This window comes from Kribbella sp. NPDC023855, from assembly GCF_040639475.1.
GTDB lineage: Bacteria > Actinomycetota > Actinomycetes > Propionibacteriales > Kribbellaceae > Kribbella.
Window position 1 is genome coordinate 51,229 of record NZ_JBFAAA010000002.1, and the last position, 24,769, is coordinate 75,997.

General features: G+C 67.9%; 25 protein-coding genes. 16 read left to right on the top strand and 9 right to left on the bottom strand.

Translation table 11 applies throughout. The annotated features are described in order from the left end of the window. The first annotated feature begins 35 nt into the window (after positions 1-35). Positions 36-680, top strand: coding sequence for a GNAT family N-acetyltransferase (locus AB0F51_RS06010; protein ID WP_360274771.1), 645 nt, complete (start codon positions 36-38; stop codon positions 678-680). Here AB0F51_RS06010 and AB0F51_RS06015 read toward each other — a convergent pair. Together AB0F51_RS06015 and AB0F51_RS06020 are read right to left on the bottom strand one after the other, a co-directional pair. Then, on the bottom strand, positions 668-1,141 hold the full coding sequence (locus tag AB0F51_RS06015) for a carboxymuconolactone decarboxylase family protein (protein WP_360274774.1): 474 nt from the start codon (positions 1,139-1,141) through the stop codon (positions 668-670). The genes AB0F51_RS06010 and AB0F51_RS06015 overlap by 13 nt on opposite strands. A gap of 93 nt (positions 1,142-1,234) precedes the next feature. Beyond that, positions 1,235-1,789: a CGNR zinc finger domain-containing protein gene (locus tag AB0F51_RS06020; protein WP_360274776.1), complete on the bottom strand. Its 555-nt coding sequence runs from the start codon at positions 1,787-1,789 to the stop codon at positions 1,235-1,237. A 64-nt stretch (positions 1,790-1,853) separates the two neighbouring features. On the opposite strand from AB0F51_RS06020, the gene AB0F51_RS06025 reads away from it, so the two are divergent. The 7 genes from AB0F51_RS06025 (at position 1,854) to fdhD (ending at position 9,778) form a co-directional block, all read left to right on the top strand. After that, on the top strand, positions 1,854-2,609 hold the full coding sequence (locus AB0F51_RS06025; RefSeq protein WP_360274778.1) for a class I SAM-dependent methyltransferase: 756 nt from the start codon (positions 1,854-1,856) through the stop codon (positions 2,607-2,609). 79 nt (positions 2,610-2,688) lie between these two features. Further along, entirely contained in the window at positions 2,689-3,183 is a 495-nt protein-coding gene (locus tag AB0F51_RS06030; RefSeq protein WP_360274781.1) for an NAD(P)H-dependent oxidoreductase subunit E, read from the top strand. Then, positions 3,180-4,712 (top strand): NADH-ubiquinone oxidoreductase-F iron-sulfur binding region domain-containing protein, encoded by a 1,533-nt coding sequence (locus AB0F51_RS06035; protein WP_360274784.1) that lies wholly within the window; start codon positions 3,180-3,182, stop codon positions 4,710-4,712. The genes AB0F51_RS06030 and AB0F51_RS06035 overlap by 4 nt, the downstream gene beginning before the upstream one ends. Continuing rightward, positions 4,709-7,522 carry a formate dehydrogenase subunit alpha gene (fdhF, locus tag AB0F51_RS06040; RefSeq protein WP_360274786.1) on the top strand — a complete coding sequence of 938 codons (2,814 nt, stop codon included), beginning with the start codon at positions 4,709-4,711 and terminating at the stop codon, positions 7,520-7,522. Before AB0F51_RS06035 ends, fdhF begins: the two co-directional genes overlap by 4 nt. Then, positions 7,519-7,740, top strand: a complete 222-nt coding sequence (locus tag AB0F51_RS06045) for a formate dehydrogenase subunit delta (protein ID WP_360274789.1) — start codon at positions 7,519-7,521, stop codon at positions 7,738-7,740. Before fdhF ends, AB0F51_RS06045 begins: the two co-directional genes overlap by 4 nt. Continuing rightward, complete coding sequence (locus AB0F51_RS06050; RefSeq protein WP_360274792.1) at positions 7,740-8,942, top strand: molybdopterin molybdotransferase MoeA; 1,203 nt, start codon at positions 7,740-7,742, stop codon at positions 8,940-8,942. The genes AB0F51_RS06045 and AB0F51_RS06050 overlap by 1 nt, the downstream gene beginning before the upstream one ends. Then, positions 8,930-9,778, top strand: coding sequence for a formate dehydrogenase accessory sulfurtransferase FdhD (gene fdhD, locus AB0F51_RS06055; RefSeq protein ID WP_360274794.1), 849 nt, complete (start codon positions 8,930-8,932; stop codon positions 9,776-9,778). Before AB0F51_RS06050 ends, fdhD begins: the two co-directional genes overlap by 13 nt. A gap of 3 nt (positions 9,779-9,781) precedes the next feature. On the opposite strand, the gene AB0F51_RS06060 is transcribed toward fdhD, so the two are convergent. Further along, positions 9,782-10,210 (bottom strand): MerR family transcriptional regulator, encoded by a 429-nt coding sequence (locus tag AB0F51_RS06060; RefSeq protein ID WP_360274797.1) that lies wholly within the window; start codon positions 10,208-10,210, stop codon positions 9,782-9,784. 32 nt (positions 10,211-10,242) lie between these two features. Continuing rightward, positions 10,243-11,295 (bottom strand): aminotransferase class V-fold PLP-dependent enzyme, encoded by a 1,053-nt coding sequence (locus AB0F51_RS06065; RefSeq protein ID WP_360274800.1) that lies wholly within the window; start codon positions 11,293-11,295, stop codon positions 10,243-10,245. A 118-nt stretch (positions 11,296-11,413) separates the two neighbouring features. Here AB0F51_RS06065 and AB0F51_RS06070 point away from each other — a divergent pair, with 118 nt between their 5' ends. Further along, a complete protein-coding gene (locus tag AB0F51_RS06070; RefSeq protein ID WP_360274803.1) occupies positions 11,414-12,469 on the top strand; it encodes an aldo/keto reductase in 1,056 nt (351 codons plus the stop codon). A gap of 43 nt (positions 12,470-12,512) precedes the next feature. Here the strand turns inward: AB0F51_RS06070 and AB0F51_RS06075 are convergent, their stop codons facing one another. Then, the gene (locus AB0F51_RS06075) at positions 12,513-13,643 is read right to left on the bottom strand and encodes a peptidoglycan-binding protein (protein ID WP_360274806.1); all 1,131 of its coding nucleotides are present in this window, start codon (positions 13,641-13,643) and stop codon (positions 12,513-12,515) included. 136 nt (positions 13,644-13,779) lie between these two features. On the opposite strand from AB0F51_RS06075, the gene AB0F51_RS06080 reads away from it, so the two are divergent. The 6 genes from AB0F51_RS06080 (at position 13,780) to AB0F51_RS06105 (ending at position 20,612) form a co-directional block, all read left to right on the top strand. Further along, positions 13,780-14,778, top strand: a complete 999-nt coding sequence (locus tag AB0F51_RS06080; protein WP_360277209.1) for a LacI family DNA-binding transcriptional regulator — start codon at positions 13,780-13,782, stop codon at positions 14,776-14,778. A 201-nt stretch (positions 14,779-14,979) separates the two neighbouring features. Then, positions 14,980-16,278: an extracellular solute-binding protein gene (locus AB0F51_RS06085; RefSeq protein ID WP_360274809.1), complete on the top strand. Its 1,299-nt coding sequence runs from the start codon at positions 14,980-14,982 to the stop codon at positions 16,276-16,278. A gap of 15 nt (positions 16,279-16,293) precedes the next feature. Then, positions 16,294-17,238 carry a sugar ABC transporter permease gene (locus AB0F51_RS06090; RefSeq protein ID WP_360274812.1) on the top strand — a complete coding sequence of 315 codons (945 nt, stop codon included), beginning with the start codon at positions 16,294-16,296 and terminating at the stop codon, positions 17,236-17,238. Then, positions 17,238-18,077, top strand: a complete 840-nt coding sequence (locus AB0F51_RS06095) for a carbohydrate ABC transporter permease (RefSeq protein ID WP_360274815.1) — start codon at positions 17,238-17,240, stop codon at positions 18,075-18,077. The genes AB0F51_RS06090 and AB0F51_RS06095 overlap by 1 nt, the downstream gene beginning before the upstream one ends. Then, positions 18,074-19,060 carry an arabinan endo-1,5-alpha-L-arabinosidase gene (locus tag AB0F51_RS06100; protein ID WP_360274818.1) on the top strand — a complete coding sequence of 329 codons (987 nt, stop codon included), beginning with the start codon at positions 18,074-18,076 and terminating at the stop codon, positions 19,058-19,060. The genes AB0F51_RS06095 and AB0F51_RS06100 overlap by 4 nt, the downstream gene beginning before the upstream one ends. 46 nt (positions 19,061-19,106) lie before the next feature. Further along, complete coding sequence (locus AB0F51_RS06105) at positions 19,107-20,612, top strand: alpha-N-arabinofuranosidase (protein ID WP_360274821.1); 1,506 nt, start codon at positions 19,107-19,109, stop codon at positions 20,610-20,612. On the opposite strand, the gene AB0F51_RS06110 is transcribed toward AB0F51_RS06105, so the two are convergent. Beyond that, positions 20,593-21,048 carry a GNAT family N-acetyltransferase gene (locus tag AB0F51_RS06110; protein ID WP_360274824.1) on the bottom strand — a complete coding sequence of 152 codons (456 nt, stop codon included), beginning with the start codon at positions 21,046-21,048 and terminating at the stop codon, positions 20,593-20,595. The genes AB0F51_RS06105 and AB0F51_RS06110 overlap by 20 nt on opposite strands. A 71-nt stretch (positions 21,049-21,119) precedes the next feature. On the opposite strand from AB0F51_RS06110, the gene AB0F51_RS06115 reads away from it, so the two are divergent. Next, a complete protein-coding gene (locus AB0F51_RS06115; protein ID WP_360274826.1) occupies positions 21,120-23,198 on the top strand; it encodes a penicillin acylase family protein in 2,079 nt (692 codons plus the stop codon). Here the strand turns inward: AB0F51_RS06115 and AB0F51_RS06120 are convergent. The 3 genes from AB0F51_RS06120 to AB0F51_RS06130 form a co-directional block, all read right to left on the bottom strand. Then, complete coding sequence (locus AB0F51_RS06120; protein ID WP_360274828.1) at positions 23,195-23,620, bottom strand: hypothetical protein; 426 nt, start codon at positions 23,618-23,620, stop codon at positions 23,195-23,197. The genes AB0F51_RS06115 and AB0F51_RS06120 overlap by 4 nt on opposite strands. A 136-nt stretch (positions 23,621-23,756) precedes the next feature. After that, positions 23,757-24,203, bottom strand: a complete 447-nt coding sequence (locus AB0F51_RS06125; RefSeq protein WP_360277212.1) for an Hsp20/alpha crystallin family protein — start codon at positions 24,201-24,203, stop codon at positions 23,757-23,759. Between the two features lie 250 nt (positions 24,204-24,453). Further along, on the bottom strand, positions 24,454-24,636 hold the full coding sequence (locus tag AB0F51_RS06130) for a hypothetical protein (RefSeq protein WP_360274831.1): 183 nt from the start codon (positions 24,634-24,636) through the stop codon (positions 24,454-24,456). Positions 24,637-24,769 lie beyond the last annotated feature (133 nt).

The following is a 24,769-nucleotide window of genomic DNA, read 5'->3' on the forward strand; positions in this document are numbered from 1 at the left end:
TGACTATTTCGATATAAACAGTTACACTGGTCGCCATGGAGGAGCTGGTACGCCGCTGGCAGCACGGCTGGGGACTGTGTCGAGGACTGGCCGCGGCCCAGGAGCGCGATGGTGTGCTGGATGTGAAGCTTGGACTCCCGGGGCGCGACCACGAACTCTTCACGCTGACCGACCGGACCGAACTGGTCAGCGCGCTCGCCAATGAGGTCGCGAGAGCAACTGAGCCGACCTGGCTGACCGTGACGACCCACCGGCAGGACGCAGCAGCCGCAGTACTGGAAGGCGCCGGGCTGAGAGTCTTTGCCGAGCCGAGTCTGCTGATGTCGATCGACCTGGAGAAGCATCCGGATGCGGCCGCGCCTGCGGAGTACAGGCTGGAGGCGTGGAGCGACGGACCCTTGGAACACGTCCGTCTCATTGATGCCCATGGCAACGTTGCGGCGCGAGGAATGGCGGCGGTGGTCGGCCGGGATGCGGTGATGCATGACATCCAGACCGACCCGGCGCACCGGCGCAGAGGTCTGGGCAGTGTCGTGATGGGGAAGCTCAGTCGGCGCGCCGTCGAGCGTGGTGCCGCCGTCGGGTTGCTGATGGCAACGACCGACGGCGGGCACCTCTACACCAAACTCGGCTGGTCGACGGAAGCACCGATGCTGACGGCAACCAGTCAGCCGAACTGACCGGCCACGTAGTCACCGGCCGGCTGCCGGGTGATGACGTTCAGCCGGTTGAAGCTGTTGATCAGCGCGATCTGCGAGACCAGCGCGAAGAGCTGCTCCTCGTCATAGTGCTTGGCGGCGTTCGCCCACACCTCGTCCGAGACGCCACCGCCGGCGTCCGCGATGCGGGTGCCCTCTTCCGCCAGCTCCAGCGCGGCCCGCTCGGCCTCGGTGAAGCAGGTCGCCTCACGCCATGCCGCGACCATGTTGAGCCGCTGCTGCGACTCCCCCGCCGCGATGGCGTCCTTGATGTGCATATCGGTGCAGAAGCCGCATCCGTTGATCTGGCTCGCCCGCAGGTTCACCAGCTCGAGCGTCGCGCCGGGCACCGACGAAGAGTGGACCACGTGGGTCGCGGCGACAAGGTGCTTGACGAGCTTGCCTGCGATCGGGCTTCCGAACATGCTCAAACGGGCATCCATGACTGGACTCCTCTGTCGTGTGATTTGTTGTCTACATCCCTTACGACAAAGCGGGCCGGCGATCTGTGACGTCCGTGGACGTGACGTAGGTCTCTACCCGCGCGAGCGGAACGCGGCGACCTTCGTCCGGTTCTGGCAGGCGGTCGAGCAGAACCGCTGCGTGTGATTCCGGGTCGCGTCCAGGAACAGGTTGTCGCACCGCTCAGCTCCGCACCGGCGCAGCAGGTTCAGCTCCGAGCTGCCCAGCAGCATCGCGGCCGCCGTCGCGAACTCCGCCAGCCACCTCGTCGCGACCGAAACCTCTGGTCCGGCGAAGTGCAGATGCCACAGCTTTCCCTCGTACTGCGAAAGGCGTGGCGCCGCCCGAGTCGCCTCCAGCAGCTCGTTGAGTTCGCGGGCACTGGCATCCACCGAGCCATCCGCGAGCAACCCCAACGCGGAGTACAAGCGCACACCACCGGCCGCGAACTCGGCCAGGGCCGGCTCGTCCACCACGGGCTCGAGGTTGGTGGTCAGCCGCAGTACGGCCTGTACTGCGTCGGTGTCGCCGGGAGCCTGCAACCGGCCGCGACTCCACTCGGCGCCGAAGCGGTTGGCGAGGGCGATCGCCGCTTCGAGTGAGTCCTTCAGATGACTGGTCGCGTCCACCGGTCCGAGCCTAGTGGTCAGAAACCCGCACGACACCAAAGCGGTGCCGTGTCAGGATGCCGGTATGTCGCGTGCCCTGAGCTTCGGTGTGATCGCGGAAGCCTACGAGCGGTTCCGTCCGGGGTACTCCGAGGAGCTGCTCGACCTGGTGATGACGTACGCCGGCCGGCCGGTGCGGACCGCGCTCGAGATCGGCGCGGGCACCGGCAAGGCGACCCGCTTGTTCGCTCAGCGGGTGGACAGCGTCACCGCGACCGAGCCTGACGCGGGCATGCTCGCCGAGTTGCGCAAGCACGTGCCGGCCAACGTGCAGAGCAGGCAGGCCGCGTTCGAGGACTTGGAACTTGGCGAGAGGTATGGGTTGGTCTATGCAGCAGCGGCGCTGCACTGGACGAAACCTGAGGGCCGGTGGTCCCGGATGTCCGCGCTGCTGGAGCCCGGTGGGGTCTTCGCCTCTTTCGGCGGGCCGTTCAACCTGGCCGACCCGGCTGTCGCGGAAGCTGCTCAAGCGGCCAGGGCACCCTTCCTGGACAGCGATGATATTCCTTCGCCTGACGGCACGCCTGCGGATCAGGCAATGCAATGGCCGGGCACCGAGCTCGAACAATCCGAGTGGTTCATCGACGTTCGGCAGGTGGAGATCGAGCGGCGCTTGACGATGAGCGCGGACGACTATGTCGGTCACCTCTCGACCATCTCGGCCTATCTGGTCCTGCCGTGGTCGGAGCAGGAGCAGGTGTTCAGCCAGATCAGGCGGGTCCTGCCCGAGACGGTTGAGTTGATCGCCGACCTCACCGTGCATCTCGCCCGACGCCGCTAGTTGTTTGATAGTTGAGGGCTATCACGTCATAGGCAGGTTTGCTTTGACCCCCGACTAATAGCCAAGGACAGTCGTTGGTATGACGACTGAGGTCATGCCCCCCGCCCCCGTCCCGGTTCCCGGGCGCGCCGACCGTGTGCGTGCGATCGCGACCGAGCTGCGCGGTCTGCGCGGCGCTCTGATGCCGATCCTCCATGCAGTGCAGGAAGAACTCGGCTACGTCGACCAGACCGACATCCCGGTGATCGCCGACGTCCTCAACCTGTCCGTCGCCGAGGTCCACGGCGTCGTCACCTTCTACCGCGACTTCCGGCGCGCACCGGCGGGGCGCATCACCGTGCGGATCTGCCAGGCCGAGGCATGTCGCTCGGTCGGTGCGGTGGAGCTCGCCGCCCATGCGAAGCGGCGTACCGGGGTTGGGTTCGGGGAGACCACGTACGACGGGAGGCTGACCGTCGACGAGGTGTTCTGTCTCGGCAACTGCGCGCTCGGCCCGGCGGTCCAGGTCGGCGACAAGCTGCACGGCCGGGTCACGCCGGCCCGGCTCGACGCGCTGCTCGGGGAGGCACGATGAGAGTCTTCGTACCCCGCGACGCCGCGGCGCGATCGGTGGGCGCGGACGAGGTCGCCGAACGGATCGCCGTCGCGGCGGAGGCGACCGGGCGCGAGGTCGAGGTCGTCCGCAACGGATCTCGCGGCATGCTCTGGCTCGAACCGCTCGTCGAAGTCGAGACTGCGGAGGGCCGCGTCGGCTACGGCCCGGTCGCGCCCGAGGACGTCGACGGACTCGTCGCGGCCGGAATGCTGGACGGCAAGGCGCTGACGGTTGGCGCATACGTCGGGCTGGTCGAGGAACTGCCCTGGATGAAACGCCAGCAGCGGCTGACCTTCGCCCGGGTCGGTGTGATCGACCCGCGCTCAGGTGACGAACATGCGGAACACCAAGGAAACAAGGGCCTCAAGGCCGCGCTGGCCATGTCACCGGCCGAGGTGGTCGAGGAAGTGGTCAACTCAGGTCTGCGTGGTCGCGGGGGCGCCGGCTTCCCGACCGGGATCAAGTGGCGCACGGTGCTCGGTGCCGAGTCCGACCTCAAGTTCGTCTGCTGCAACGCCGACGAGGGCGACTCGGGCACCTTCGCCGACCGGATGCTGATCGAGGGCGACCCGTTCACGCTGATCGAGGGCATGACGATCGCCGCGTACGCCGTCGGCGCCACCGAAGGCTACGTGTACCTGCGGTCGGAGTACCCGGACGCGATCGAGACCCTGAACGCGGCGATCCGGACGGCCCGCGACCGCGGCTGGCTCGGCGCGAACATCCTCGGTTCGGACCTGACCTTCGACCTCCACGTCAGGGTCGGTGCGGGCGCCTACATCTGCGGTGAAGAGACCTCGATGCTGGAAAGCCTCGAAGGCAAGCGCGGCATGGTCCGGGCGAAACCTCCGATCCCTGCACTGGAAGGACTTTTCGGCCGGCCGACAGTCGTCAACAATGTGTTGTCATTGGCGACGATCCCGACCATCCTGGCGAACGGCGCGGCGGCGTACGCGGCGTACGGGACCGGCCGATCACTGGGGACGAACGTCTTCCAGCTCGGCGGCAACGTGGCCCGCGGCGGCGTCGTGGAGACGGCGTTCGGCATCACCCTCGGCGAGCTCGTCAACGATCTCGGCGGTGGCACCGCTTCGCGGCTGCCGGTGCGCGCAGTACAGGTCGGTGGACCGCTGGGCGCTTATCTGCCGGTCGAGCAGTTCAACCTGCCGATGGACTACGAGGCCTTCGCGGCCGCCGGCGCGATGGTCGGGCACGGCGGCATCGTGGTGTTCGACGAGACCGTCGACATGTCCGCGATGGCCCGGTTCGCCTTCGAGTTCTGCGCGGAGGAGTCCTGCGGCAAGTGCACGCCGTGCCGGGTCGGCGCGGTCCGCGGGGTCGAGACGATCGACCGGATCCGGCGCGGTGAGGACCGCCGGCAGAACCTCGTCCTGCTCGACGACCTGTGCGACCTGATGACCGACGGCTCGCTCTGCGCGATGGGCGGGCTCACCCCGCTGCCCGTCCGCAGCGCAGTACGCCACTTCGGAAAGGACTTCGGCGCGTGACTCTGCTCAAAGAACCCGATTTCGGTACGCCGGCCCGCGAGGGCGAGGCCACTGTCGAGCTGACCATCGACGGGGTGAGCGTCGCCGTCCCATCCGGTACGTCGGTGATGCGTGCGGCTAAGCAGGCCGGTCTCGAGATCCCCAAACTCTGCGCAACGGACAGTCTGGAAGCGTTCGGCTCGTGCCGACTCTGCATCGTCGAGATCGACGGCGCCCGCGGTACTCCGGCCTCCTGTACGACGCCCGTCGCACCCGGCATGGTCGTGCGCACCCAGAACGAGAAGCTCGGCAAGCTGCGCCGCGGGGTGATGGAGCTCTACATCTCCGACCACCCGCTCGACTGCCTGACCTGCTCGGCCAACGGCGACTGCGAGTTGCAGGACATGGCCGGAGTGACCGGGCTGCGCGAAGTACGGTACGGCTCGGGTGTGGATGCCGGCGCGAACCACCTCGACGCACCGACCGACAGCTCCAACCCGTACTTCGACTTCGACGCCTCCAAGTGCATCGCGTGCTCGCGCTGCGTCCGCGCGTGTGACGAAGTCCAGGGCACGCTGGCACTCACGATCGAAGGCCGCGGCTTCGACTCCAAGGTCGCCGCGGGCGCCGGCGTCTCCTTCATGGAGTCGGACTGCGTCTCCTGTGGCGCCTGTGTGCAGGCCTGCCCGACCGCAACCCTGCAAGAGAAATCCGTCATCGAACTCGGCATGCCGACCCGCTCCGTCATCACGACCTGCGCGTACTGCGGGGTCGGGTGCTCCTTCAAGGCCGAGCTGCGCGGTGACGAGCTGGTCCGGATGGTGCCGTACAAGGACGGTGGCGCGAACGAGGGCCACTCGTGCGTGAAGGGGCGGTTCGCGTTCGGCTACGCGAGTCACCCGGATCGCGTGCTGGAGCCGATGGTGCGGGACGCCATCACGGATCCGTGGCGGAAGGTCTCGTGGGACGAAGCGATCGGCTTCACCGCACGACGGCTGCGTGAGATCCAGGCTGCTCATGGTCAAGGATCGATCGGTGCGATCACCTCGTCGCGGACGACGAACGAAGAGGTGTACGCCGTACAGAAGATGGTGCGAGCGGTGTTCGGCAACAACAACGTCGACACCTGCGCCCGGGTCTGCCACTCACCCACCGGCTACGGGCTGAAGCAGACCTTCGGCGAGTCGGCGGGCACCCAGGACTTCAAGTCGGTCGAGAAGGCGGACGTCATCCTGGTGATCGGCGCCAACCCGACCGACGGGCACCCGGTTTTCGCGTCCCGGATGAAGAAGCGGCTGCGGCAGGGGGCCAAGCTGATCGTGGTCGACCCGCGCCGGATCGACCTGGTCCGCTCGCCACACATCGAAGCAGCCCACCATCTGCAGCTGGCGCCCGGCACAAATGTTGCCGTGATCAACGCGATCTCCCATGTCGTCGTCACCGAAGGGCTGGTCGATCGGCCCTTCGTCGAGGAGCGCTGCGAGGACTTCGAGCAGTGGGAGACGTTCATCGCGCAGCCGGAGCACAGCCCGGAAGCCGTTGCCTCGATCACCGGTGTCGACCCGGACGAGTTGCGCGCGGCGGCCCGGCTGTACGCCACCGGCGGCAACGGGGCGATCTACTACGGTCTCGGCGTCACCGAGCACAGCCAGGGCTCGACCACCGTGATGGGGATGGCCAACCTCGCGATGGCGACCGGCAACATCGGTCGCCGCGGCGTCGGGGTGAACCCGCTGCGCGGGCAGAACAACGTGCAGGGTTCGTGCGACATGGGCTCCTTCCCGCACGAGCTACCGGGGTACCGGCATGTGTCGGACGACGGCGCCCGCGACGTCTACGAGCAGCTCTGGGGTACGCCGATCCTGAACGAGCCGGGCCTGCGCATCCCGAACATGTTCGACTCCGCGATCGACGGGTCGTTCAAGGCACTGTTCGTGCAGGGTGAGGACATCGCGCAGTCCGACCCGAACACCGCGCATGTGTTCGCCGCGCTCGGCGCGCTCGACCTGCTCGTCGTACAGGACCTGTTCGAGAACGAGACGGCCAAGTGGGCGCACGTACTGCTGCCCGGTACGTCGTTCCTGGAGAAGGACGGCACGTTCACCAACGCGGAGCGCCGGATCAACCGGGTCCGGCCGGTGATGGCGCCGCAGACCGGCAAGCAGGAGTGGCAGATCGTCTGCGAGATCGCGCAGGCGATGGGCTACCCGATGCACTACGACTCGGCTTCGCAGATCATGGACGAGATCGCGCTGACCACGCCGACCTTCATGGGCGTCTCGTTCAAGAAGCTCGACGAGGTCGGGTCGGTGCAGTGGCCGTGCAACCTGGAGAACCCGGACGGTACGCCGATCATGCACGAGGACGAGTTCACCCGGGGCAAGGGGCGGTTCATGGAGACCGTCTACGTTCCGACGACCGAGCGGTCGACGCGCAAGTACCCGCTGATCCTGACGACCGGGCGCATCCTCTCGCAGTACAACGTGGGCGCGCAGACCCGGCGTACTGCGAACGTGGCCTGGCATCCCGAGGACATCCTCGAGTTGCACCCGCACGACGCGGAGGTGCGAGGCATCGAGGACGGCTCGATGGTCGCGCTGTCGAGCCGGGTCGGACGGACCACGCTGCGGGCGAAGCTGGCGGACCGGATGCCGGTCGGCGTCTGCTACACGACGTTCCACCACCCGGTGACGGGCGCGAACGTGATCACCACCGAGAACTCCGACTGGGCAACCAACTGCCCGGAGTACAAGGTCACCGCCGTACAGGTCGACCTAGTGGTGGAGCCGGTGTCCACCGAGAACACCCGCGAGGCGGTGCCGGCGCAATGAGTGGGCTTCCCCCGCACACACGACTGGCCAACGAGATCGCCCGGCAATTCGTGCACAAACCCCCAGCAGAAGCAGCCACCGCCATCGCCAACCACATCAAGACAGTCTGGGACCCCCGCATGAAGCGGGCCCTGGTCGCCTGCCTGGAAGCCGGCGCCGACGGCCTGGACCCGGTGGCCGCACTAGCAGCCGACCAAGTCCGGGCAACGCTGAAGTGATGAAGGTCGAGGAGGCGGTACGGTGGCATGCTGTGGCTGCTGTGTCGTGGGATGAAGCGCGGGCGCTGGCACATGCGGCGGCCGTTCCCTTGCCACCGCGGCGGGTTTCCCTGGCGGACTCCGTGGGGTGCGTTCTTGCTGGTCCGCTTGTTTCGCCTTCTGCAGTGCCGCCTGTGGACCGGTCGGCCATGGACGGGTACGCCGTGCGTGGGGGCGGGCCGTGGCGTGTTGTGGGAGCTATCTTGGCGGGCTCCCCGCTTGCCGCGCCTTTGGTGGATGGGCAGGCGTACAGGATCGTCACCGGCGCTAGCGTTCCGTCCGGCACCACCGCTGTGCTGCCCGACGAACAGGCGACGCTCATCGGCGGGCGACTCCACGGCAAAGTTGCTGCTGGCAACCATATTCGGCGGGCCGGGGAGGAGTGTGCTGCCGGCGAGGCGGTGCTCCCCGCGGGCACGCTGGCGAGTCCGCAACTGCTTGGCCTGGTGGCGACTCTCGGGCTCGACCAGCTGACCGTCATCCCCAAACCGCGTGTGCTCGCTCTGGTGACCGGCGACGAACTGGTGCATCACGGCGCCTCCGCGCCCGGTCGGGTCCGCGATGCGATCGGCCCGATGCTTCCCACCTTGATCACCAGCTCGGGCGCCGAGGCGAGCGCCGTGGTCCACCTGTCCGACTCCCGTGAAGCCTTGGCAAAGGCACTTTCCGCGGCTGATGCCGAGGTGGTTCTGGTGTCCGGCTCGTCCGCCTCGGGACCCGCCGACCATCTGCGCAGTGTGCTGTCAGAGCTAGGAGCTGAGCTCGTCATCGACGGTGTGGCGTGCCGGCCAGGACATCCGCAGGCGTTGGGACGATTGCGCGACGGGCGACTGGTGGTCGGGTTGCCAGGGAATCCGCTCGCCGCGTTGACCGCGTTCCTCACGCTAGGAGTGGCCGTCATCCGGCGGTTGCGCGGCGAAGGGCTGGACCGTCTCACGGTGGCTCCAGTGGCCGGCGGGCTGGCGTGCCACCCGCGCAGTACCAGGCTGGTACCGGTGCGAGTCGGCCCGCAAGGCGTAGTACCGGTTGGACATGGTGGGTCGGCGATGTTGCGGGGTGCTGCGGCAGCGGATGCGTTTGCTGTGGTCGATCCCGGGCCCGCCGAGGCGATCGCCGCGAGGTTGCTGCCACTCGATCCGGGGGTGCGGCCATGGGGCGTTTGATCGCGCGCAAGAAGGTCCTTCGGCTCACGCCCGACGGCGAGCGTTCGCGACCTGACTCGATCGCCGTCGAGGAACCACTGGAGCTTCGCGTCGACGGCCGGCCGTTGGCTGTCACGATGCGGACGCCGGGGCACGATGTCGAGCTCGCGCACGGCTTCCTGCACACCGAAGGCGTGATCGGCAGCGTCGACGACATCCGCCATGCCCGGTACTGCGACTCGCGCGACGACGACGGTCGCAACACCTACAACGTGCTCGACCTCGGACTCGCCCCAGGCGTGCCCTCCCCGGAAACGGGTGTCGAGCGCAACTTCTACACGACCTCGTCCTGCGGGGTGTGCGGCAAGGCGTCGCTGGACGCAGTACGGCTGAAGTCGCGACACTCACCCGCGGGCGACCCTGTGCAGGTCTCGCTCGACGTGCTGGCCGGCCTGCCCGATGTGCTGCGCGAACGGCAGGAGGTGTTCGACCGAACCGGCGGCCTCCACGCAGCCGGTTTGTTCACCCCCGACGGCGAGCTGCTGGTGGTCCGCGAGGACGTCGGCCGCCACAACGCGGTGGACAAGGTGGTCGGCTGGGCCTTGCTCGGCGGTCTGATCCCGGCTCGCGGTCACATCCTCATCGTCTCCGGGCGCACCTCGTTCGAACTCGCCCAGAAGGCCGTCATGGCCGGGATCCCCGTCCTCGGCGCGGTGTCGGCCCCCTCGTCGCTGGCCGTCGATCTGGCCGACGAGTGTGGCCTCACCCTCGCCGGCTTCATCCGCAACGGCTCCCTGAACGTCTACGCCCACCCCGACCGCATCACCCACTCCACGGTCAGCGCCATCGCCAGGTAGGCGTCAGACCGCCTCGTCCTGGGAGACCGTGGACGGCGCGACCCACAAGCACTCGGCCGTGCCGCGTTCGAGGTGCTCGGTGTAGATGTCGACCTTGTAGGTGATCACCCGGAGGCACTCGGTGAGTTCCTCGAGCTGCGCGACCACGGACTCCTGGTGGCTCTTCAGCAGCGCGAGCCGCTCCTGCTCGTTGCCCGGGCCCTGCTTCACCAGATCCGTGTACCGCCGGATGGTGTCCAGCGGCATCCCCGACGAGCGGAACTTGATGCACATGTCCAGCCAGTCGACGTCGTCCTCGCTGTAGACGCGGCGCCCGTTGGACTCCCGGCGTACCGGGTCGGCGAGGATGCCCTCCCGCTCGTAGAACCGCAACGCGTGCACGCTCAGCCCGGTGCGCTCGGAAACCTGCCCGATACTCAATCCCTCAGCCATGCCGACACCCTAACCGCCGCCTAGAGTCAACTCTAGGTTTTTACCAGCCCGTCCAGGGCCTCGAGCGCGAGCTGGACGTCGGCCTGCGCCGAGTACACATGGAACGAAACCCGCAGATTCCCACCCCGTACCGCGGCCCGGATGCCCGCCGCCGCGAAGGCCTCGTCGGCGCCGGGGATCGCCGCACTGACGATCGCCGAGTTGCCGGGCGGCAGCCCGATCCCGGCGCGGAACTCGTTGGCCAGCGCGAGGTTGTGCCGGTGGATCGTCTCGACGCCGATCTGCTCGATCAACTCCAGCGCCGGGGCAGCGCCGACGTAGCAGAACCAGGCCGGCGACTGGTCGAACCGGCGGGCGTCATCGGCCAGCTGCATCTTCGGTGCGTAGTACGAGTCGCCGATGTCGCGACCCGCGTACCAGCCCGCATGCAAGGGCCGGCACCGCTCCTGCAACCGGGGCGAGAGGTAGCCGAACGTCGCGCCGCGCGGCGACATCATCCACTTGTATCCGTGCGCGACCAGCGCGTCGACCCCGGTCACGTCGAGCGGCAACCAGCCGACCGCCTGGCTCGCGTCGATCACCAGCAGCGCATCGATCTCCTTGCAGGCGGCAATGACTTGGGCCAGGTCGAGAACAGTGCCGGTCGCGGACTGAACCGCACTGACGGCCACCAGGTCGATACCCGGCCGGATCGCGTCGACGAACTGATCGGTGCTGACGGCAACCACCTCGACGCCGCGATCGGCGTGCACCATCCAGGGGTAGACGTTCGAGGTGAACTCGATGTCGTCGACCAGCACCCGCGCACCGTCCGGCAACGAGGCCGCGATCGGCGCGACAGCCGCCGACACCGTGCTGCCGACGAACACATCGGCGGCATCGGCCCCGACCAGCCGGGCGAACGACTCCCGGGCACGAGTGGTCGACTTGTCCCACGGCTCCCAACTGGTCGCGCCGACCTGCCAGTCGCGCAGCGCCGCCTGCAGCGCCTCCCACCCCGGCCGCGGCGGCAACCCGTACGACGCGGTGTTCAGCCACCCCGGCCGCGGATCCCACAGGTCCGAGAAATCTGCCACAGCTGTCATCCGCGCACTCCTTGCCTCGGTAGCGTCGGACCAGGGTAGTTCGCGGGCGGGCTTGACCTAGACAGCGCTCTAGCTCCTAGGTTCGGGCGCACCAAGACCTGAATCTAGGAGCTACCCCATGCGCTACCGCACACTCGGTGGGACCGGTATCGAGGTGAGCGTGCACTGCCTCGGCACGATGATGTTCGGCACGGTCGGCAATCCCGATCACGCCGACTGCGCCCGGATCCTGCACGCCGCCCTGGACGCCGGGATCAACTTCGTCGACACCGCCGACATGTACTCCCGGGGCGAGTCCGAGGAGATCGTCGGCAAGGCGCTCCAGGGCCGCCGCGAGGACGTCGTGCTGGCGACCAAGGTGCACTTCCCGATGGGTGAGGGCCCCAACCGCGGGGGCAACTCGCGGCGGTGGATCACCCACGAGGTCGAGCAGAGCCTGCGGCGGCTCGGCACCGACTGGATCGACCTGTACCAGGTGCACCGGCCGGACCCGACCACCGACATCGAGGAGACCTTGTCGGTGCTGACCGACCTGGTCAGCCAGGGCAAGATCCGCGCCTTCGGCTGCTCGACCTTCCCGGCCGAGGAGATCGTCGAGGCGTACCACGTGTCCGAGCGGCGCGGCTACGGCAAGTTCCGCACCGAGCAGCCGCCGTACTCGCTGGTCACGCGTGGGATCGAGCGGTCGATCCTGCCCACCACGCAGCGGTTGAACATGGGTGTGCTGACCTGGAGCCCACTGGCGTCCGGTTTCCTGTCCGGCAAGGTGCGCAAGGACCAGCCGGTCGACCTGGCGGCGGGCCGCGCGGCGCTGACCCCGCACCGGTTCGACCCCGACCTGCCGGCCAACGCGGAGAAGTTCGAGGCGGTCGAGAAGCTGGCCGAACTGGCGGACAGCATCGGCCGGTCGCTGCCCGAACTCGCGCTCGCGTTCGTCACCTCGCACCCCGCGGTGACGTCGGTGATCATCGGTCCGCGCACGATGGACCAACTGACCGGGCTGTTGAAGGGCGCCGACCTGACCCTCGACGACGACGTCCTCGACCGGATCGACGAGATCGTCCCGCCTGGCACCGACCTCCACCACTACCAGTCCGACGGCCTCTGGCAGTCCCCCGCCCTGACCGATCCCACCAAGCGCCGGCGTCCACTGTCGGACCGCTCGGCGGCCTAGACCGTACTCCGGCCGCCGGGGTTCGCCCCCGCGGCCGGGCGGTCTACTTGCCCGCCTGCAGAGCGGACCAGGTGACTGGTCCTACCACTCCGTCGACCACCAGTTGCCGGGTGCTCTGGTAGTCGCGGGCGGCGGTTTCGGTGAGCGGGCCGAACGAGCCGTCGATCACGACCGATCTGCCGAGCGCCGCCGTGAGAGCTCGTTGCAGGCGGCTCACCGCAGTACCGGTTGAGCCGTTCTGGACGGTCACTTTGTCCCCGGCGGCCAGCAAGGCTGTCCAGGTTTTCGCTCCGACGACTCCGTCCGAGGGCAGGCCGACTCGGGTCTGGAAAGCCTTGACCGCGGTCGTTGTGGTGGCATCGAAGGCGCCGCTCGGTTCGCTGGTACCACCTAGCAGGCATTGCGCCGCCTTCACGGCCGCGCCGGTCGAGCCTTCCTGGATCGTCGGGTAGCTGGTGAAGTCGAGGTTGGTGGCACCGCAGGTCTGCGTCCCGTTGACGAACGAGGTCGCCGCCGCCTCACCCTTGCTCACGGCATCGGCCGCGTTCTCGATCGGTACCGACTTCACGCCGGGGAAGAGCACGTAGGTCACGACCGCACCCGAGACTCCGCCGGTCGCTGGGTTCGGGTTGATGCCGAGCTGCTGAGCCAGCTTGTAGGAGCCTTCACCGATGATCCCGGTCGGCCCTTGGTCACCGACCACGGCGTACGCGACCTTGTCCTGGTAGACGACCGCGGCGATCGTGCCGCCGGTGATGCCGGCGGTCTGGTAGTTCCAGATCGTGCTGGCCAACGGGACAACGATGAAGGGCAGCCCGGCGGAGTTCAGCGGTCTGCCGTCGGACTGGTTCCACGAGGTGTTCGGCTGGAACGACGGATCGGTGTTCTCGTTGCACTGGGTGGTTCGCTGACCGTCGCAGTCGATGTCGAAGTCGGCCGTCCAGTGCACGGCCGTGCCGCTCTGGCAGACCGCGATGGTCCGCGCTCCACCGGAGTCCTGGGCGTACTTCCCGTTCGACAGTTGCGTCGGGCAACCCGACGTTTTCTCCTTCAGCTGCTGGGCTGTCGGCCCGGCCAGCTCGGCGGCCTGGGCCGGTGCGGCGACGGCCGGCAGGCCGGCGACCAGGGCTGTGAGCAACGTTGTGACGAGCAACAAGCGGGGCGGCTGATGCATCGTTTCCTCCAGATCTGAAGCCCGAAGACGAAACTTTCTGGCCATGACGGTACAGATGGCCGTTAGATTTTGACAGGGCTCAGTGGTCTACCGTGAGGGTTCGGGAATCCGGCGGGAGGGGTGACACGGGTTGGCAGTGACGATGCGGGATGTCGCGCGGCACGCCGGGGTGTCACCGAAGACGGTCTCGAACGTGCTGAGCGGCTACCCCTACATCCGGGAGTCCACCCGGCTGCGGGTGCTCGCGTCGGTCGACGCCCTCGGCTACCAGCTGAACCTGTCCGCCCGGAACCTCAAGTCCGGCCGGACCGGCATCATCGGCCTGGCCGTCCCAGGGCTCAGAATCGCGTACTTCGCCGAGCTCGCCGACGCCGTCATCCAAGCGGCCGACCGGCACGGCCTGACGGTGATGATCGAACAGACCGGCGCCGTCCGGGAACGGGAACTCGCCGCCCTCGCCCGGCCCCGCGGCCACCTCGTCGACGGCCTGTTGTTCAGCCCGCTCGGGCTCGGTCACACCGACGCCGAGCAGCTCCGCATCTCCACCCCGATGGTGCTGCTCGGTGAGCGGATCTTCCACGGCCCGGTGGACCACGTGATGATCGACAACATCCAGGGCACCCGGTCGGCCGCACAGCACCTGCTCGAGCTCGGCCGCCGGCGGATCGCGGTCATCGGCACGCACCCCGGAGAGCTGGTCGGCACGGCGGCGATCCGGCACGGCGCCTTCGCCGACGCCCTGGAAGAAGCCGGTGTGCAGCCCTTCCCAGAACTGGCGATGCCGGCCGATCCGTGGCACCGGGCCAACGGCGCCGAGGCGATGGAACAGCTGCTCGCCTCGGGACGGAAGTTCGACGCCGTCCTCGGCCTGAACGACACGCTCGCGCTGGGCGCGATCCGGGTACTGACCAAGCACGGGATCCGGATCCCCGACGACGTCGCGGTGGCCGGTTTCGACGACATCGACGAGGCCCGCTTCAGCAGCCCGACGCTGACCACGGTGGATCCGGGCCGGGAGCAGATCGCCGCCACCGCGGTCGATCTACTGGTCGCCCGGATGAACGGCGACGACTCCGAGCACCACGAGATCATCTCCCCGTTCGAACTGCACCGCCGCGAATCCACCCTCGGCTGACCCCCGGCATTCGCTCGATCGACGGGTGCCGGCGAATTTTTGTTAGCGCTATCACTTGAGGTCTTGACGGTCCGGAAGGGGCCGGGCATCATCCTTCTACACCGATGTAGAAACCTGCACCGGAGCTCCTGACCAGGGAGCCGGTGTGGCATTTCAGCTTCCCCGCACCCGTGCTCCACCCCCGCCAGGAGGACACGCGAGATGACTCCCCGCACCCCCAGCCGGCGCTCCTTGCTCACCGGCGCGCTCGGCCTTGCCGGCGGCCTCGCGCTGTCCGGAACACTGTCCGGTTGCGGCGCTTTCAGCCACGACGCCAGGGTCCGCCAGTGGAACCTGTTCGGCGGCGGCGACGGCGCCCGGCTGCTCCAGATCCACGAGAAGTTCGCCGCCGAACACCCCGACATCGCGTTCGAGGCGCACACGCTCGCCTGGGGCCCGCCGTTCTACACCAAGCTCGCGATGTCCGCCGCCGGCGGCCGGGCTCCCGAGATCGCCACCCTGCACCTGTCCCGGCTGAAGGGATTCAGCCCGACCACGATGCTCGACCCGATCCCGCTCGACCTGCTGAACAAGGCCGGCGTCACCGAGCAGGACTTCCTGCCCGAGACCTGGAGCCGCTGCCTGGTCGACGGCCAGCTGTACGCCGTACCGCTGGATCTTCATCCGTTCGTCCTCTACTACAACGTCGACATCTGCAAGAAGGCCGGGCTGCTCGGGCCGGACGGCAAGATCAAACCCGTCAAGGGCGTCGACGCGTTCCTCGAGATGCTCAAGGCGGTCAAGGACACCACCGGCAAGGTCGCCGCCTCGGTCGAGACGACCAACCCGTGGCGCCTGTGGTGGACCCTCTACGGCCAGCTCGACGGCAAGTTCTTCGACGACTCCGGCACCCGGCTCGCGCTCGACGACGCGAAGGCGCTGGAAGCCCTGCAGTTGATGGCGAAACTCGCCGCCGACGGTCTCACCCCCAAGTCGTCCGACTACGCGTCGCTGGTCGCGCAGTTCACCAACGGCGACGCCGGGCTGAGCTTCAACGGCGAGTGGGAGGTGACGACGTACCAGACCGCGAAGATGCCGTTCAGCATGGCGCCCTTCCCGGTCGTGTACGACGTCCCGAAGTACGCCGGCGACGCCCACACGTTCGTTCTGCCGCACCAGGCCGACCGCAACCAGAAGGACACCGAGGCGACCATCACCTACATCGCCTGGATGCTCAAGCACAGCGCGGAATGGGCCGCGGGCGGACACATTCCGGCGTACCAGCCGGTGGCCTCCAGCCCGGAGTACCTGAACCTCAAGCCGCAGGCCGAGTACCGCTCGGTCGCGCCGGACGTGCTGTTCGACCCGGACGCGTGGTTCAGCGGCTCGGGTGCTCAGCTGCAGAACGAAGCGGGGGCCGCGTTCGCAGGGGTGTTCTCGGGCCGAACGACGCCGCGGCAGGCGCTCGACCAGTTCAAGGCCGCCACCCAGAAGCTGCTCGACACTCCCTCCCCGGTCTGACAGGAGCTGACCCCGATGGCAGTTCAGACACCGACCCGCAGCAGTACCACGCAGTCGCGTCGTGACCAGGAACCACCGCGGAACGGCCCGCCCTGGACCGAGAAGTGGGGCGGCCTGTTCTTCGTCGCCCCGTTCGGCGTGCTGTTCGCGTTCTTCCTGCTCTGGCCGACCGTGGCCGGCCTGTGGAACAGCTTCTTCAACGCCAGCCTCGCCGGGGTGAAACAGGAGTTCCTCGGCTTGCAGAACTGGCGCGAGCTGTTCGGCGATCCCGCCGTCTGGGACTCGCTGAAGAACACCTTGGTGTTCACCGCGATGAGCACCCCGCCCCTGGTCGTCATCGCCTTGGTGATGGCCCTGCTGGCGAACCGCAAAGGCGTGCTCGGCTGGCTGTTGCGTTTCTCGTACTTCGCGCCGTTCGTCCTCCCGGCGACGGTGGTGACCCTGATCTGGGTGTGGATCTACCAGCCCGGCTTCGGCCTGGTGAACGGGCTGCTGACCGCCGGCGGTTTCGCCGAGATCGACTGGCTGAACGACGAGAACCGGGCCATGCTCGCCGTCGTGATCACGACCGTCTGGTGGACGATCGGGTTCAACTTCCTGCTCTACCTGGCCGCGCTGCAAGGGATTCCGGAGCAGGTCTACGAGGCGGCCTCGATCGACGGCGCGAGCGGACGGCAGAAGCTGTTCCGGATCACCTTGCCGCTGATGAGCCGGACCACCGGGCTGATCATCGTGCTGCAACTGGTCGCCTCGCTGAAGATCTTCGACCAGATCTACCTGATGACGGACGGCGGCCCGAACTACGCGACCCGGCCGATCATCCAGTACATCTACGAGAGCGGCTTCACCAGCTACCGGATCGGCTACGCCTCGGCGATCTCCTACCTGTTCTTCGCGATCATCGTGATCGTCGCGGTGGCCCAGTTCAAACTCTTCTCCGGCAAGAAGGAGGCGGTGTGATGAGCGGGACCGTGGAACGCCGCTTCACCTTCCCCAAGGTCGCCATCGTCGTCGGCGCGATCCTGCTCGCCCTGGTCTGGCTGGTGCCGTTGCTCTGGGCAATAGATACGTCGCTCAAGCCGGAGCCCGAGACCACCCGGACCCCGATCACCTGGTTGCCGGGCGCACCGACTCTGGATGCCTACCAGAGCGTGCTCGAACAAGGCTCGATCCTGCGCTGGTTCCTGAACAGCACGATCGTCGCGGTCCTGGTGACCAGCCTGACGCTGATCGTCTCGGTGCTGGCTGCGTACGGTTTCTCCCGTACGACGTTCCCGGGCCGACGGGTGCTCTTCGGCGTGCTGATCGCCGGCATCCTGGTTCCGCCGCAGGTGCTGATCGTGCCGCTGTTCCAGGAGATGACCAGCCTCGGCCTGGTCGACACCTACTGGGGCATGGTCCTGCCGCAGGTGGTCGCGCCGGTGATGGTCTTCGTGCTGAAGAAGTTCTTCGACGGGGTGTCCCGCGACTTCGAGGACGCCGCCCGGGTGGACGGCGCGAACCGGTGGCGGATCGTCTGGTCGGTGATGGTGCCGATGTCGCGCCCGATCCTGGTTGCCGTCGGCATCTTCACGTTCATCGGCGCCTGGAACAACTTCCTCTGGCCGTTCATCGTCACCACCGACCCGTCGATGATGACGATCCCGGTGGGTCTCGCCAACGTGCAGGGTTCCTACGGTCTGCGGTACGCCCAGATCATGGCTTCGGCCGTCCTCGGTGGTCTGCCGCTGCTGATCGTCTTCGCCCTCTTCCAGCGTCACGTGATCCGCGGCGTCGGCGATGCGGGGATCAAGGGATGAGGCGCCTCGCGGCACTGGCCGCCGCCGCCCTGCTCCTGCTGACCAGCACGGCGCACGCCGAGCCGATGCGTGAGCGCGCCGTACCGGTGTTGAGTGGTGACCTCCGCACGCATGATCCGGCGTTGATCCAGGACGGTTCCGACTGGTACGTGTTCTCGACCGGTGACCCCGCCGTCGCGGGCGGGACGGTGCAGGTGCGTCGCTCGACGGACGGCAAGCACTGGACCTCCGCAGGGACCGTCTTCAACTCCATCCCGGCCTGGTTGCGTACCGAGGTACCGGGAGTCTCGAACCTGTGGGCTCCGGAGATCATCAAGCACGCCGGCACCTTCTACCTGTACTACTCCGCATCCACCTTCGGCTCCAACCGGTCCGCGATCGCGTTGGCCACCAACACGACGCTGAACCCCAACGACCCGGCGTACCGGTGGGTCGATCGAGGCCTGGTACACCGATCGGTGTCCACCGATGACTACAACGCGATCGATCCCGGTGTGGTGACGGATCACAACGGCGTTCCCTGGATGTCGCTCGGCTCGTTCTGGAGCGGGATCAGGATGATCCGACTGCAATGGCCGTCCGGGCTGGCCGCGCCCGGCCAAGGCGCGCCGTTGCGACTGGCCGGCGGCCGGCCCTCCCCGAACGCGATCGAGGCGCCGTACGTCGTCCGCCGCGGCTCCTGGTACTACCTGTTCGTCTCGCTGGACTTCTGTTGCCGTGGATCCGACAGCACCTACAAGATCGCGGTCGGCCGCTCCCGCTCCGTTTCCGGCCCGTACGTCGACCGGCAAGGTACGCCGATGCTGCAAGGCGGCGGCACGGTCATCCTTTCCGGCTCGGGCTCGATGGCCGGTCCCGGCGGCCAGTCGGTGTCCGGCGACTGGCTGGCTCACCACTACTACGACACCCAGGCCGGCGGTGACTTCAGGCTCGGCCTCCGCCCGATCACCTGGGGTCCCGACGGCTGGCCACGCGTCACCTGATTCCCCCTGCCGTTCCATGCCCGAACCCCATGACAGGAGCCACCTCGTGCCCTCTGCCTCACTAGTCCTCGATCCCGCCTTCGTCGTTGCCCCGGTCAACCGCCGGACGTTCGGCAGCTTCGTCGAGCACATGGGCCGTTGCGTCTACACCGGGATCTACGAGCCCGACCACGCCACCGCCGACGAGGACGGATTCCGCAAAGACGTCCTGGAGCTGACCCGGGAGCTGGGCGTCTCGCTGGTCCGCTACCCCGGCGGCAACTTCGTCTCCGGCTACCGGTGGGAGGACGGCGTCGGCCCGCGCGACCAGCGGCCCCGGCGGCTGGAGCTCGCCTGGCACAGCATCGAGACCAACCAGTTCGGCCTGGACGAGTTCATGCACTGGTGCGCGAAGGCCGGGGTCGAGCCGATGATGGCGGTCAACCTCGGCAGTCGTGGCGTCCAGGAGGCACTGGACCTGCAGGAGTACGCGAACCACCCGGGCGGCACGGCGTTGTCCGATCTCCGGGTGCAGCACGGCGCCAGTACGCCGTACGGGCTGAAACTGTGGTGCCTGGGCAACGAGATGGACGGGCCCTGGCAGATCGGGCACAAGACGGCCTCGGAGTACGGGCGGATCGCGGCCGAGACGGCGCGCGCGATGCGGATGATCGAACCGGATCTGGAACTCGTTGCCTGCGGCTCCTCCAACTCAGGCATGCCGACGTTCGGCAGCTGGGAACGGGACGTCCTGCGCGAGTGCTACGACCTGGTCGACCACATCTCCTGCCACGCGTACTACGGCGACGACGCGGGTGACCCGGCCTCGTTCCTGGCCTCGGCCGTGGACATGGACCGCTTCATCGACTCGGTCGTCGCCACCGCGGACCACGTCGGCGCGGAGCTGAAGAGCCGCAAGCGGATCGACATCTCCTTCGACGAGTGGAACGTCTGGTACGGCGACCGCTCCCGGCGGACCGACGGTCCGGGCGACCAGTGGGAGGTCGCGCCACGCCGGATCGAGGACGAGTACAACGTCACCGATGCCGTTGTGGTGGGCAACTTGCTGATCTCGTTGCTCCGGCACAGCGACCGGGTGGCGGTTGCTTGCCTGGCGCAACTGGCGAACGTGATCGCGCCGATCATGACCGAGCCCGGCGGCCCGGCCTGGCGGCAGCCGATCTTCCACCCCTTCGCGATCACCTCGCGACTGGCGGCCGGCTCGGTGCTGCGGGTCGAGACCTCCTCGCCGACGGTCGACACGGAGAAGTTCGGTGAGGTCGCGGCGGTCGACGCTGTCGCGACGTACGACGACGGCAAGCTGGCCGTGTTCCTGGTCAACCGGTCGCTCGACGAGTCGATCGAGGTCACCGTGGACATCAGCAGGACGCCGGTGACCGGTGTACTGGAAGCGCTCAGCGTGTACGACGACGACCGGCTCGCGGTGAACACCGCCAACCAGCCCGACCGGGTGGTCCCGCGGCAGAACGAGTCGGTCCGGCTGGAGAACGGCCTGCTGACGGTCACCCTGCCGCCGGTCTCCTGGACCGCTCTCAGCGCGAGCCGCGACTGAACTGAGTGATGGTGATGCCGGGGGCGATCTCTACCTGTCCCGTCGCCGCATAGCCGCGGGACAGGTAGAGGGTGGTCGCCGGAGTGTTGGCGGTGCCGGTGGAGACGAGGCTGATCGGTCGCGGTACGAGCTCGTCCAGGTGATCCAGGAGGGCCCGGCCGTGACCGCGCCGGGCGTGGGCGGGGTCGACGACCAGGCGGCTGATCTCGATCGTGTCGGGGTCGGGCAGCTCGTAGGCGACCGCCGCGACCAGCTCTGCGCCGACGTACCGGCCTAGCCAGTACTCCGTGGTCGCCATCAGCGCTTCGAGGTCTTCCCGCAATGGCGGGATGCCGTCGAAGCCGATCAGCTCGGCTTCCACCGCGTAGGCCAGGCGCTGCACGCGCAGAACCCGCTCAGCCGTCTCCACATCGGTCAGGTCGAGAGCTCGGATCACGGCGTCACCCTAGCCGTCGGCGCGGGCTGTAAGTTGGCGGGGCCGAGACTCCAGCGACGTGAGGATGCCGAGTGAACGCGACGGTCGACCGGGACGCCTGGGGTGTGCCGCACCTGAAAGCCGACGACCCGCTCGCACTCGCCTATCTGCAAGGCCAGAACGCTGCGACCGATCGAGCGTGGCAGATCGAGCTGCAGCACCGGCGCTCGCGCGGCACCAGCGCAGCGTTCCTCGGCCGGGAGGCACTCAGCTGGGACGTCTTCGCCCGCCAGGCCCGCCTCGACGACACCGCCCAGCGCTGCTGGGAGAACCTCGACGCCGGCACACGCGAGTGGGTCTCGGCGTACGTGGCCGGTGTCAACGAAGCCCTGCCCGGTGCTGCCGATGGAGCTCCTGAGTTCGGCCAGACCGGTCTCGTCCCGCAGGAGTGGCAGCCGTGGACGCCGCTCGCCAACTGGATCGCGATCCACGTCCTGTTCGCCGGCTTCCCGACAAAACTCTGGCGCGAGCACGTCGCCCAGCACCTCGGCGACGCTTCTCTCGATCTCTTCAACTCCGAAGGTCCCAGTACTGCGGGGAGCAACGGCTGGCTGATCCCGGGCCACCGGACGGCAACGGGCCAGCCGATCATCGCGGGCGACCCGCATCGCTACATCGAGAGCCCTGGCGTCTACCAGCAGATCCGGCTCACCTGCCCGTCGTACGACGTCATCGGATTGGCCGTGCCCGGCATCCCTGGCATCGCTCATTTCGGTCACACCGGCGAGGTCGCCTGGGCGATCACCAACGCAATGGCCGACTACCAGGACCTGTACTCCGAACAGCTCCGTCGCACCGACTCCGGGGTGGAAGCACTCGGCCCGGACAGCTGGGAGCCGGCCGACTTGCACACGGAACTGGTCGAGGTCGCCGGCGCGGAACCCGTCGAGATCGAGGTCATCGAGACCGCTCGGGGCCCGGTCATCATCGGCGGTGCCGGCGCACCCGATGACGTCGGCGCAGCCGACGAATCCGGCGCGGGCGCAGCGGGTCCAGCGATCAGCCTGCGCTATCCGCCGCGGGTTTCGCGCCGGATCGGGTTCGAGGCCCTGCCTCGGTTGCTTCGGGCAACGACGGTCAAGGACATCGACGATGCTTTCGATCCGTGGGTGGAGCCGGTCAACGTGGTGATGGCGGCCGACACCGCAGGCGGTTTGTTGCACCGGACGGCGGGTCTGGTGCCGACCCGGCACAACGACAACCGCCTGCGCGTAGTACCGGCTTGGAAAGCAGATCACCAGTGGCAGGGCTGGCACTCGCCGATGCCTCGGGCAACGGTTGACGACGTCGCCGTGATGGCGAACAGCCGTGAGCTGGCCGAACCACTGGGCGTCGACTTCGCCGCCCCGCATCGCTTCCGCAGGATCCGTGAGCTGCTGGTCGAGCGCGACGACTGGACCGTCGAGACGATGCCGCTGATCCACACCGACACCCTGCTCGGCTCGGCCGACTCGTTGCTCGGTCTCCTCGTCGACCTGCAGAACTTGTCGCCCGAGGCAACCACCTTGCGCGAGCAACTCCTCGCCTGGGACCGCCGGATGGAGGCGACCAGCACTGTCGCCTCCAGCTACGCGGCCGTCCGCAAGGCGCTGGTACGCCGAATCGCCGAGCACCCGGCACTCGCGGTACTGGAGCAGGACGCCGGCGTACCGGAGCTGTTCGTGCCTTATCTGGACACGCTCTCGCACGTGTACTTCGCGCTGGAGAACCTGATCGCCACCGACCTGCTCCCCGACGTGAACGTCAACTGGCTGGCCCAGGAAGCCCTGGAGGAAGTCGCGCACCGCAAACCGCGCGGCCCGTGGGGCGAGACCCACCAACTGACGCCGCTGCATGCGCTCCGCGGGCCGGTCTTCGCGCCCGGCGAGGAGCACTACGACCTGACGCTGTCCGGTGACCACCACTGCGTGATGTCCACCTCGAGCCTGCCCGGCCTGACCGACACGTGCATCCGGGCGTCAGCGGCTCGCTACGCCTGGGATGTTGCCGATCGCAACGACTCGGCGTGGATCGTGCCGCTCGGCGCTTCCGGCGTACTGGGCGATCCGCACCACCACGATCAGCTTCCGCTGTGGCTCCGGGGCGATCTCGCCCCGGTTGATGCGCCTTAGCGGGCGCCGTCGGCGAGGCGTTGGATGAGGTGCCCTGTGACGGTGGCCGCGGCTACTGCGGCTGCGCTGAGCAGGAGAGTGGCGATGCCGGTCAACCACGAGGTCGGCGTGATGGCGAGCATTCCGCCGACAGCGCCGAGGTACAGGGCGTTGGTCAGGCCGGCCGAACCGGCGACCAGGATCGCGCGCTTGATGGCGGGGCGGTCGAGGTTGAGTTCATCGGCCGCGGCCAACAGGCACGCGACGAGTCCCGCGGTGACGGGAAGGGTGTAGAGCGCCGCCATCAGGAAACCCCCGCCGACCATCAGATAGAGCAGGTCGAAGAGGACAGCGGCTCCGGCTAGGACGCCGGTGTAGAGGGCGAACATCGGATGAAAGGCCCCGGAGAGGCTCCGGGGCCGGGGCAGGTACTCGGTGTGCAAGACCGTCCTTCCTTGAGTTGTGCCGAGGGGTGTCAGGGGCGCGGTCGTCCGGTCCGGCCCATTCGTCTGGGGAAGACTGCGGTGTCACCGCACCGCCACCGCCAGGACCGGACGACCGCAGGTATGGTCGAACGGCTCAGGTGCTGAGCTGCTTCTGGCCGTTGTCGGTCGTGGTGATCGCGATCTTGCGCGGCTTGGCCTGCTCGGCGATCGGGATGCGCAGCGTCAGGACGCCGGCGTCGTACACGGCCTCGATCCGCTCTGCGTCGAGGGAGTCGCCCAGGAAGAGCTGCCGCGAGAAGGCTCCGAGCGGGCGCTCGGCGACCTGCATCTCGACGCCCTCGGGAAGTTCGGCCGGCCGGCGCTCGGCCTTGACGGTCAGAACGTTGCGTTCCACGTCGAGCTCGATCGCGTCCTGCGGTACGCCGGGCAGGTCGAAGGCGACCACGTAGTCGTCACCCGCGCGATAGGCGTCCATCGGCATCGGGTTCGGCCGGGACCACGTACCGGCCGCGGCGGAACCGCCGAGCAGCTGCTGGGTCCACCGGTCGAGCTCACGGAACGGGTCGGTGCGCATCAACATCGTCATCCACCTCCTGATTCACCAGTTATCGGTGTCAACACGCACTCCCGTTATACCGCGTCATCCAAACGATGACAAGTCCATACGTCGTCGTTCCGATGACGGCAAAGGATGCGTGACACGGCGAAGAGCTGCGGATCAGGGCAGGCGGGAGCGCGGCGAAGGAGCCGCGGAGGGAGATCTCGACCGCCCGGCGGGGTCGAGTGGCGTGGGGGTTTCGGCGTGACCCCCAGCGCCCCTGCCACAAGAGTCAGCTGCGGACTTTGTCGTCCTTGTGGTCCCGGTTGAGGGGACGGCGGTCGGTTGGTGGATGGTCGGCAGTGCGGGGGGCGGGGCAGACCGGGCCGCGGCGGATCGGGCCGCCTCCCAGTCTCCTGCTCTTCCACTGCTTCTCTTCGTAGTCGTAGTAGGTGTCAACGCCTCCGACGGTCATAGGTTGTCCTCCCGGTCAGCCCCCCGGCTACGTGGCCCCTGCTTGGCCTCCTCCACAGTCCGTCACCTCGGGCCCGGAATACAAGCAATTCTTGAACTACCTTCGACATGCGGACACAAACGCCCCATGTCCA

Coding starts and splice junctions, on each gene's coding strand:
- AB0F51_RS06060 (WP_360274797.1), bottom strand. CDS start 10,210: ATGGCTGAGGGATTGAGTATCGGGCAGGTTTCCGAGCGCACCGGGCTG.
- AB0F51_RS06090 (WP_360274812.1), top strand. CDS start 16,294: ATGGCAGTTCAGACACCGACCCGCAGCAGTACCACGCAGTCGCGTCGT.
- AB0F51_RS06050 (WP_360274792.1), top strand. CDS start 7,740: ATGAAGGTCGAGGAGGCGGTACGGTGGCATGCTGTGGCTGCTGTGTCG.
- AB0F51_RS06075 (WP_360274806.1), bottom strand. CDS start 13,643: ATGCATCAGCCGCCCCGCTTGTTGCTCGTCACAACGTTGCTCACAGCC.
- AB0F51_RS06100 (WP_360274818.1), top strand. CDS start 18,074: ATGAGGCGCCTCGCGGCACTGGCCGCCGCCGCCCTGCTCCTGCTGACC.
- AB0F51_RS06070 (WP_360274803.1), top strand. CDS start 11,414: ATGCGCTACCGCACACTCGGTGGGACCGGTATCGAGGTGAGCGTGCAC.
- AB0F51_RS06010 (WP_360274771.1), top strand. CDS start 36: ATGGAGGAGCTGGTACGCCGCTGGCAGCACGGCTGGGGACTGTGTCGA.
- fdhD (WP_360274794.1), top strand. CDS start 8,930: ATGGGGCGTTTGATCGCGCGCAAGAAGGTCCTTCGGCTCACGCCCGAC.
- AB0F51_RS06030 (WP_360274781.1), top strand. CDS start 2,689: ATGACGACTGAGGTCATGCCCCCCGCCCCCGTCCCGGTTCCCGGGCGC.
- AB0F51_RS06065 (WP_360274800.1), bottom strand. CDS start 11,295: ATGACAGCTGTGGCAGATTTCTCGGACCTGTGGGATCCGCGGCCGGGG.
- AB0F51_RS06015 (WP_360274774.1), bottom strand. CDS start 1,141: ATGGATGCCCGTTTGAGCATGTTCGGAAGCCCGATCGCAGGCAAGCTC.
- AB0F51_RS06045 (WP_360274789.1), top strand. CDS start 7,519: ATGAGTGGGCTTCCCCCGCACACACGACTGGCCAACGAGATCGCCCGG.
- AB0F51_RS06035 (WP_360274784.1), top strand. CDS start 3,180: ATGAGAGTCTTCGTACCCCGCGACGCCGCGGCGCGATCGGTGGGCGCG.
- AB0F51_RS06130 (WP_360274831.1), bottom strand. CDS start 24,636: ATGACCGTCGGAGGCGTTGACACCTACTACGACTACGAAGAGAAGCAG.
- AB0F51_RS06095 (WP_360274815.1), top strand. CDS start 17,238: ATGAGCGGGACCGTGGAACGCCGCTTCACCTTCCCCAAGGTCGCCATC.
- AB0F51_RS06085 (WP_360274809.1), top strand. CDS start 14,980: ATGACTCCCCGCACCCCCAGCCGGCGCTCCTTGCTCACCGGCGCGCTC.
- AB0F51_RS06125 (WP_360277212.1), bottom strand. CDS start 24,203: ATGTTGATGCGCACCGACCCGTTCCGTGAGCTCGACCGGTGGACCCAG.
- AB0F51_RS06025 (WP_360274778.1), top strand. CDS start 1,854: ATGTCGCGTGCCCTGAGCTTCGGTGTGATCGCGGAAGCCTACGAGCGG.